The organism is Streptomyces sp. SID5785 (genome assembly GCF_009870065.1).
Taxonomy (GTDB): Bacteria; Actinomycetota; Actinomycetes; order Streptomycetales; family Streptomycetaceae; genus Streptomyces.
Genome location: NZ_WWIA01000907.1, coordinates 1 through 7,193, shown reverse-complemented (window position 1 = coordinate 7,193; position 7,193 = coordinate 1). Strand labels below are relative to the sequence as shown.

General features: G+C 73.7%; 7 protein-coding genes. 1 reads left to right on the top strand and 6 read right to left on the bottom strand.

The features are described 5' to 3' along the window. The 4 genes from GTW43_RS38290 to GTW43_RS29875 all read right to left on the bottom strand — a co-directional run. On the bottom strand, nt 1-352 hold a 352-nt coding region (locus GTW43_RS38290; protein WP_343246159.1), incomplete at its 3' end, for an alpha/beta hydrolase. Continuing rightward, complete coding sequence (locus tag GTW43_RS38285; RefSeq protein WP_237536890.1) at nt 349-1,134, bottom strand: aspartate dehydrogenase domain-containing protein; 786 nt, start codon at nt 1,132-1,134, stop codon at nt 349-351. The genes GTW43_RS38290 and GTW43_RS38285, both read right to left, overlap by 4 nt. A gap of 62 nt (nt 1,135-1,196) precedes the next feature. Beyond that, nucleotides 1,197-2,102, bottom strand: coding sequence for a VOC family protein (locus GTW43_RS29880; RefSeq protein WP_161305114.1), 906 nt, complete (start codon nt 2,100-2,102; stop codon nt 1,197-1,199). Nucleotides 2,103-2,125: 23 nt separating this feature from the next. Then, nucleotides 2,126-3,619: an aldehyde dehydrogenase family protein gene (locus GTW43_RS29875; RefSeq protein WP_161305113.1), complete on the bottom strand. Its 1,494-nt coding sequence runs from the start codon at nt 3,617-3,619 to the stop codon at nt 2,126-2,128. Between the two features lie 264 nt (nt 3,620-3,883). Between GTW43_RS29875 and GTW43_RS29870 the strand changes: the two genes are divergently transcribed. Next, nucleotides 3,884-5,248 (top strand): MFS transporter, encoded by a 1,365-nt coding sequence (locus tag GTW43_RS29870; RefSeq protein WP_161305112.1) that lies wholly within the window; start codon nt 3,884-3,886, stop codon nt 5,246-5,248. 26 nt (nt 5,249-5,274) lie between these two features. Here GTW43_RS29870 and GTW43_RS29865 read toward each other — a convergent pair whose 3' ends face one another. Beyond that, nucleotides 5,275-6,438: a TetR family transcriptional regulator gene (locus GTW43_RS29865; RefSeq protein WP_161305111.1), complete on the bottom strand. Its 1,164-nt coding sequence runs from the start codon at nt 6,436-6,438 to the stop codon at nt 5,275-5,277. Between the two features lie 161 nt (nt 6,439-6,599). Beyond that, the coding region (locus GTW43_RS29860; RefSeq protein WP_161305110.1) for an XdhC family protein at nt 6,600-7,193 on the bottom strand (594 nt) is incomplete at its 5' end.

Below are 7,193 nucleotides of genomic sequence, written 5' to 3'. Positions count from 1 at the left end.
CGGTGCCGGAACCGGCGCTGGAGTCGGCGACGATCACCGAGTCCACGAGGTCCGGGTGGCGGGTGGCGAGCCGCAGGGCGATGACGCCGCCCCACGAGACGCCGAGCACGTGCGCCGAGCTGCCGCGGGCCCGGATGACCCCGGCCGCCGCGTCCGCGAACCCGTCCAGGTCGAGGGGCGCCTCCGGGTCGGGGGACCTGCCGTACCCGGGCGCGTCCCAGGCGAGGACCCTGGCGTGCGCCGCGAGCCCCTCGAGCTGTGGGGCGAACGCCGCCGACGACGAGCCGATCCCGTGCAGGCAGAGCAGCAGGGGGCCGCTCGCACCGGCCTCGGCCACATGCAGCCCGGTCACAGGATCTGTCCCGGGCGCCCGGCGATCGCGGACAGCGAGCGCAGCACCGCGTACGGCACGATCCGGCTGGTGGCCGGGTTGCCCGGGTCGGGCCGGTGCGCGACCTCGAAGCGGTACGCGCCGTGCGGCCCGCTCGCCTCGACGACGTGCCGGGTGAGGTGGGCGCCCGGATCGGCGACGACCCGGACCCGCACAGCGTCCAGGTCGCCGACGGCGAGCGCGACCGACGCCGCGACGTTCGTCGACTTGGGGAACTTCACCGGCACGTCGCGCGCGGTGCCCGACATGACCTCGACGGGGCCGGTCGCCGTCCGTATGCGCGTCAGCAACTCCTCGTCCATCCAAGGCTGTTCGAGGGTGGACGGCAGCTTCGTCGTGGTCAGGCTGACCTCGTCGAGCGGGGCGAAGGAGCGCACGGCCTGGAGCAGGTCGAGGCCGCCGACCGCGCCGCCCGTGAAGGAGACCCGGCCGGGCCCGGCGGCGAGCAGCCGCTCGGCCAGCTCGTCGTCGGTGAGGGCCCCGGTCGAGGCGATCAGCAGGTCGGTTCCGCTGGTCAGGACGCGCTCGCCCCATTCCCGTACGACACCCTGACCGGCTGCCTCCACGATCAGGTCGCAGGACTCGATGGCCTCCTCGAAGGGGACCTGGGCGGCGGGGGCCGTCTCGCCGAGCGGGCGGTTGTCGACGATGCGGTGCAGCTCGGCGCCGCGGATCTCACCGGCGGCGAGGGCGGTGCCGACGACCCGGCCGATGGCGCCCCAGCCGACCAGTCCGACCTTCAGGGTCTGCGCGGTCTGCGGGGCCTGCGGGGTCTTCGGGGTCTGTAGGGTCTGCGGGTTCGTGCTCACTTGTGCTCTCCTTCCGGCGCGCCGGCCATGTGGCAGCGGATCTCCTTCGACGGCGGGCCCGCCGTGCCCCACAGGTCGGACAGCTCGGGCACCCGGCGCCAGACCTTGGCGATCCAGCGGTCCTCGACGACCTGGGCGACCTCGGACGTGTACTCGCACACCAGGCCGGTCGGGTCCGTGAAGTACGAGAAGGTGTTGTTGCCGGGGCCGTGCCGCCCCGGGCCCCACTGCGGGACGATCCCGTGGTGGCGCAGCCGGCCGAGGCCGCGCATGAAGTGGTCGACCGAACTCATCTCGTAGGCCACGTGGTTGAGGGAGACCCACTCGGCCTGGTTGAAGGCGATGCAGTGGTGGTCGGCGTTGCAGCGCAGGAACGCCATCTGGTGCTCGGACCAGTCGGACACGCGCAGGCCGAGGACGTCCTGGTAGAAGGCGACCGCGGCGTCGATGTCCGGGGTGTTGAGGACGGCGTGCGTCACGCCGACCGGCACCGCGCCGTCGCGGCCGCGCGGGGCGACGGCCCAGGTGTCGGCGGACAGTTCGACGAGCCGGCCCTCGTGGTCGTGGAAGCGCAGGCCGTAGCCGCCGCCCACCTGGTCGAGCGGGCCCGGGCCCGCGACCGGGAGGATGCCCCGGGCCTCCAGGCGGCGCGCCGCCTCGTCGATCTCGGCGGGCGTGGCGACCGCGAAGACGAGCCGGCCGAGGCCGGTGCGCTCGGAGCGGGTCAGCTGGAGGGCGTGGTGCTCCTCGCCGGTGCCGCGCAGCCAGCTCGCGCTGTGCTCGGACTCGACGACCTCCAGACCCCACGCGTCCTCGTAGAAGTCGGCGGCCTCGGCGAAGGAGGGGGTGAGCAGCTCGACCGAGCGCAGTGCGCGCAGCCGGGCGATCGGGGGGTGAGACATACGGAACTCCGGTGAGCGTGGGGTCAGTTGGCCCAGGGCAGCGGGGCGTCGGAGGTGCCCCAGTACAGGGACTTCTGCCGCTGGTAGGCGCGGATCGCGTCGCGGCCCTTCTCCGTGCCGAGCCCGCTGTCCTTCATCCCGCTGAACGGGGTGGAGGCGCTGAACTGCTTGTACGTGTTGATCCAGACGGTGCCGGCGTCGATCCGCCGGGCCAGCCGCCAGGCGGCGCGGTGGTCGCGGGTCCAGATTCCGCAGGCCAGGCCGTACACGGAGTCGTTGGCCCGGCGGACCAGGTCGTCCTCGTCGTCGTAGGGCAGGACCACCAGGACCGGGCCGAAGATCTCCTCCTGGCAGGTGCGCGAGGAGTTGTCGAGACCCGCGAGGACCGTCGGCAGGTAGTACGCGCCGTCCGCGTACGCGGGGCCCTCGGGCGGGGCGCCGCCGCACAGCACCTCGGCGCCCTCCGAGCGGGCCAGGTCCACATAGGCGGCGACCGCGTCGCGGTGCCTGTGGTGCACGAGCGGGCCGACCTGTGTGGCCGGATCGGTGCCGGGGCCCACCCGCAGCTTGCGTACCCGTGCCACGAGTTCGGCCACGAAGGTGTCGTGGATCTCGCGCGCCACGAACAGCCGCGAACCGGCGATGCAGGACTGCCCGCTCGACGAGAAGATCCCGAACATGACGCCCGCCAGGGCCTGTTCGACGTCCGCGTCGGCGCGCACGATCGTGGGCGACTTGCCGCCCAGTTCCAGCGAGGCGGGGATCAGCTTCTGCGCGGCGACCGCGGCGATGCCCCGGCCGGTCTCCGTGCCGCCCGTGAAGCCGATCCGGCCCACGAGCGGATGCCGCACGACCGCGTCGCCGACCACCCGGCCGCTGCCCGGGAGCACCGACAACAGGGCGGTGGGCAGGCCGTGTTCCGTCAGCGCCCGGGTGATGATGCGGCCCAGTCGCAGCGAGACGAGCGGGGTCCAGGCGGCCGGCTTGAGCAGGACCGCGTTGCCCGCGGCGAGGGCCGGGGCGATCTTCTGGGCGTCGCTCGCCACCGGCGAGTTCCACGGGTTGATCGCGCCGACGACGCCGATCGGCTCGTGCACGCTCATCGTCACGTAGGGGCCGCGCGCCGGGGTGACGGCCTCCTCGGCGGTCTCCAGCGCGGCCGCCGTGTACCGGAAGGTGCCGGCCGCGCTGAGCGCCAGTGCCCTGGTCTCCGCGAGGGTCTTCCCGGTGTCGGCGGTCTGGGTGGCGGCCAGCTCGTCGGCGGCCTCCTCGGTCAGCTCGGCGATCCGGTACAGGAGCGCGGCCCGCCGGTGCGGCAGGAGGTCGCGCCAGGCGGGGTCCGCGGCGGCGTCGGCGGCGGCGCGGGCCGCCTCGTCGACCTCCTCGGCGGTGGCCGAGTGGACGGTCGCGACGACCGCGCCGGTGGCCGGGTCGACGGTGTCGACGGGGGCTCCGGCCCCGCGCCGCCACCGGCCCGCGACGAGGATGTCGGTGGAACAGACGGACGCTGCGGACACGGCAGGGCCTTTCGTGACGTCACGGCTGGATCGGTGAAGTGCTAGAAATCTAAGCCCTTAAATATCTCTCCGCAAGACCCTCGACCGCATCGGTTGCATCCGGCCGAACTGCCGCCGATCTGGGCACTAGTTGGAGAAGGTGACGCGGAGATGACGGTGAGGTCACCGTCAACCTCTCTAAGTCCCTAACCATTGACCGCTTAGGTATCCACTTCTACTGTCTGCGGAACTCCTCTGTTCGCGTGTTCGCGGAAGGACCCCTCCATGACGACTGTGGCCGGACAACAGGGCCTCGGCTCGATCGCCGCGCGGCTCGAACGGCTGCCGCACTCCCGCTGGCACGTCAAGGTCCGATTCCTGATCGGCGCCGTGACGTTCTTCGAGGCCTTCGACCAGCTCCTCGCCGCCTCGGCGCTGCCCGTGCTGACCAAGGACTGGCACCTCAGCACGGGGCAGGCGACCTTCGCGGTCACCTCCGCCTCGGTCGGCATGCTGCTCGGCGCGCTGGTCGCCGGCTGGCTCGGGGACCGGATCGGCCGGGTGCGCACCGTCGCGCTCGGGGTCGCCGTCACCGGCGTCGCCAGCCTCGCCGTCGCCCTCGCGAACGGCATCGAGCTCTTCTCGCTCTTCCGCTTCGTCCAGGGCCTCGGCATCGGCGGGGTCGTCCCCGTCGCCGCCACCTACATCAACGAGATCGCCCGCTCCGACAAGCGCGGCCGCTTCGTCCTCCTGTACGAGATGATCTTCCCGGCGGGCCTCGCCGCGGCCAGCCTCATCGCCGTCTGGGTCGTGCCGAACCTCGGCTGGCGCGCCATGTTCGTGCTCGGCGCGCTGCCCGTCGTCATCGGCGCGCTGCTGCCCCGGCACGTCGCCGAGTCCCCGCGCTGGCTGCTCACCCAGGGCCGTGTCGAGGAGGCGGAGCGCGTCATCGCCCGGATCGAGGAGGAGGTCGAGCGCGCCGTCGGCGAACCCCTGCCCCGGCCCGGCGCCGAGCCCGCACCGGAGGGCGCCGGCGGCCGGCTGCGCGACCTGTTCACCGGGCGCTATCTGCGCCGCACCGCCGTCCTGTCGGGCCTGTGGTTCGTGGCGTACTACGTCAACCACGGCATCTCGACCTGGCTGCCCTCCCTCTACACCAAGAACTTCGGCCTCGACCTGACGACCGCGCTCGTCTACACGCTCCTGAGCAACGTCACGGGCCTGCTCGGCACCTTCGCGGTCGCGCTCGTCATCGACCGGATCGGTCGCAGGCCCGCGCTGGTCGCCGCGCTCGGCGGCACGGCCCTCGCCCTCGGTGTCCTCGCCCTCACGGGCGTCACCTCGGGCATCCAGGTCGCCGTCTTCGCGTCCTGCACGACGTTCTTCGTCTACGCGATCAACGCGGGCCTCTACCTCTACTCGCCCGAGCTCTACCCCACGGCCAACCGCGCCCGGGGCGCCGCGTTCGGCGGACTGTGGAACCGGCTCGGCGTCATCCTCGGCCCCGTCACGGTCGGCGCGATCCTCGGAGCGGGCGGCAGCCTCGGCCTGGTCTTCGCCCAGCTGGCGTGTGTCGCCGGGGTCGGCGCGGTGATCGCCCTGTTCGCGGTCGAGACGAAGGGGCGCACGCTGGAGGAGCTCAACGCGTAGCGGGATGGTGCGCAGCGCTGGCCGGGTCAGTCCGCGTCCGGCCCCGAGGGGGCACCGTCCGCCGGGGCGCCCTCGGCCAGGGCGTCGCCCAGGGAGCCGAGCAGCGCCGCCAGCCTGCGGCGCTCGTCGGGGCGCAGCCCGTCGAGGAGTTCACGTTCACCGGCCCGGCGTTCCTCGCCGACCCGGTCCACCAGGGCGAGCCCCGAGGGCGTCAGCCGCAGCCGTACCAGGCGCCGGTCGCGTGCATCCCGCTCGCGCTCGATGAGGCCCGCCCGCGCGAGCCGGTCCGCGTGCTGGGTGATCCCGCCGGCCCGCACCGCACCCGCCGTGGCCAGTTCGCCCATCGTGCGGCGGTACGGGGTGCCTGCCCTGCGCAGTTCGGCCAGCACCTCGAATGCGGCGAGACCGATGCCGTGCCGCTTCACGACCCGGCCGATCAGGGTCCGGTAGCGGGCCGCACAGTCGGTGAGAGCGGCGAAGACGCGCGTGTCGTCGTCGGCCGCGGGGGCGTTCGGTGCCGGCTCCGGCGCCGGGGGTGCCGAGGCGGCGGGGTCCGTCCCGAAGGCTGTCGCCAGCACCTGGGTCAGGAGCGGTTCGAGCTCTGCCGTGGGTGCCGAGCGGGCCGGCTCGTGCGCGAAGAGATAGCGCTCCATGATCACGCCGAACAGGATGCTGCGGATCAGCCCGATCCGGGTGGCGGCCTCGTCCGAGGTGCCGAGGACCGCGGTCAGGGGGGCTGTCACGAGCCGCTCGAGCAGATCGGCCAGGTGCGCGGCGCTCGGTGGATGGTCGAGCGCGGACCGGATCAGGGCCGCGAGCGGATCCTGGGCGGAGAGCCGGTCCCAGCGGTCCAGGTAGGAGTGGGCCAGCGCGTGCGGCAGCCCGGCCGGATCGTCGACCGCCTCGTCGAGGACCCGGGTCGTGATCCCCGTGCCGTCGCCGACGACCTCGCGGAAGAGCCCGTCCTTGGAGCCGAAGTAGGCCATGACGAGCCCGGGCGTGACCCCGGCTGCGGCGGCGATCGTGCGGATGCCGACGCTCTGGTACCCGTGCGCCGCGAACAGTCTGCGGGCCGCCTCCAGCACCGCACGCCGGTTCCCCCGGGGGTCGTGCGCGCGGCCGCGCCGCTTCTCCGGCCGTGTCGGGGCGGCCTCGTGTTCCGGCTGTTCCGGGGCTGTCACGTCGTCCACGGCGTCAGGTTAGTCGAGGAGTGACGGGATCCTGCGCAGCGTCTGTACAGACGTTCAAAAGGTGCCTCGATGATGCCCTTTCGGAACGGGTGTTCAAAAGGCTGTGCCGGTGAGCGAGGCGCTCGGGGCGCCGGACGCGCCGACTCGGCGCGCCACCGGGGTCACCGTGCGGGCGGCGGCGGACCGGCCGCCACCGCGTGCACCGGACCCGGCAGGCCCGTGAGCGGCGCCCCCGAACCGCCCCGGCGCACCGCGACGATCTCCGCCACGATCGACACCGCCGTCTCCTCCGGCCCGTGCCCGCCCAGATCGAGCCCGACCGGGGAGCGCAGCCGGGCGAGCGCCGCCGCTCCGACCCCGGCCGTGCGCAGCCGCCTCAGCCGGTCCTCGTGCGTCCGACGGCTGCCGAGCGCGCCCACGTAACCGGCCCGGCCGGGCAGTGCCCGCGCGAGCAACGGCACGTCGAACCGCGCGTCATGGGTCAGGACGCACACCGCCGTCGAGGCGTCCACCCACTCCTCGTGTGCCGCGAACCAGCGGTGCGGCCAGTCGACGGCCACCTCGTCGGCCTCCGGGAAGCGGGCTGTCGTGGCGAACGCCGGACGCGCGTCGCACACCGTCACCCGGTACCCGAGCAGCCGGCCCATGCGGACCAGCGGACGAGCGAAGTCGACCGCACCGAACACCAGGAGCCGCGGCGGCGCGGCGAACGACCGCACCAGCAGCTCCCGCCCGGGCGCGCAGCCGGGCCCGGC

Excerpts from the sequence above, each read along its gene's own strand:
- GTW43_RS29880 (WP_161305114.1), bottom strand. The coding sequence starts at position 2,102 with ATGTCTCACCCCCCGATCGCCCGGCTGCGCGCACTGCGCTCGGTCGAG.
- GTW43_RS29870 (WP_161305112.1), top strand. The coding sequence starts at position 3,884 with ATGACGACTGTGGCCGGACAACAGGGCCTCGGCTCGATCGCCGCGCGG.